We start from the raw sequence: 1,407 nt of genomic DNA on the forward strand, positions 1-1,407 counted from the left end.
GAAAAGGAAAGGGTCGACATACTCAATGCCTGGCAAAACCTCGCGAAGTCGAGCACCGGGGCCACCTCCAGCCAGGTAGCGACGAGTCGCCATGCTCTATCCCTGGCAAAACCTCGCGAAGACCGCTACGTGGTCTCCGGCGATATCCTCGTCTTCAGGAAGCCCGGTGACATTGAGCCTGCAGCGGTCGGGCGTAAAAACCGGATAAAGGTGGGCGCCGTAGATCGCCGCCTGGGCTTCGTCTCCCACGCGGGGATTGCGGAACAGGCCGGCGTAGCCGTCCGTGAACAGCTCAGCGAGCGGCGTTCCGGCGGATCTGTTCTTCCATGCTTGCTCCGCCGCGGCCACGCGCCGCAGGATGTCTGCATGTTCGCGTTCCAGGCGCTCGAGATCGTGGACCAGAGCCGAAACAAAGGCCCGTGTAACAGGATGTTCGAAGGACGAGCCCCGGGCGCGCGCCACCGTGTTGGCGAGTGCCGCGGCCTCTTCGGCGCGGGACGGGTCGGGACAGTGTACCAGCAGCATCCCGCAGGGCCGGAGAGCGAAGGTGCCGAAGGATTTGGTGGGGCTGACGGACACCCAGAAGGGCGCGTCGTTTTCGATGAAGGGCCGGATCTGGTCGTCGTAGCTCATCGCCATGATCCCGTCGTACCCGCGGGAATCGAGGAGGCGGGCGTACTCGAATCCTGAATAGGCCCGGTCCAGCAGCACGGGCCGTCCCTCCGCGGCGGCCGCCCGGTTGCCCATGGTCTCCCGGGACTGTACGCGGCCGGTCGTGTTCATGGGACCCGCCTGGTAGACCCGCAGGAGGTCGGGCGCATCCATGATGTCTCCGATTGGATATTCGCGGCACGAGATCCTGCTCATCCGGGCGATGGCCTTGTAAGCGGGCCAGGAAAGTTCCTCCACGCCGATCGCCCGTAGGCCGGGGTATAGCTGCAGGGCCATCTCAACGGCCGTCTTGACCGCGCCGGTGCCGGCATCCGAGGGAATCAGCAGCGAGAAGCGATCCCAGTATTCCTTCGGGACGCGCTGCCAGCGCAGCACCGCCTCCTTCAACGGTGAGGCAAGGGAAGCGGTGCTCATGTATTCGCCGAGCAGGCTGTTACCGATTTCGGCCCTCGCGTAATCGAGCAGCGTCTCGGAAGTCGGCCATGCCTGGCCCCGCCCGTCCACCACAATACCGATGCCGTAGTTGTACCCCTCGGGGTCCTGGTCGCATACGATCTTCGCGATCTGGTTGGCGTCCTTGCCTTGGGCGCTCAACGCTTCCGCCGTCCGCTGGACGCCGGCGCCGAAGGACGATTTCATGGTCGCTCCGTTTCTTTTTCAGGAAGGAAAGAGCTCACGACAGGTACACGAAAACCACCACCACGGGAGAGCTGAGGACGCCGAGGGCCGAGCCCC

The 1,407-nt window shown here is 64.5% G+C and carries 1 protein-coding gene; it reads right to left on the reverse strand.

What is annotated here, in order from left to right; translation table 11 throughout:
• Positions 1-96: 96 nt before the first annotated feature.
• Positions 97-1,311: an aminotransferase class I/II-fold pyridoxal phosphate-dependent enzyme gene (locus OXG98_07025; protein ID MCY3771755.1), complete on the reverse strand. Its 1,215-nt coding sequence runs from the start codon at positions 1,309-1,311 to the stop codon at positions 97-99.
• Positions 1,312-1,407: the final 96 nt, after the last annotated feature.

The organism is Gemmatimonadota bacterium (genome assembly GCA_026706345.1).
Taxonomy (GTDB): Bacteria; JAAXHH01; JAAXHH01; order JAAXHH01; family JAAXHH01; genus JAAXHH01.

Bases quoted from the DNA above. Each gene is read 5' to 3' on its own strand.
- OXG98_07025 (MCY3771755.1), bottom strand. From the start codon at position 1,311: ATGAAATCGTCCTTCGGCGCCGGCGTCCAGCGGACGGCGGAAGCGTTG.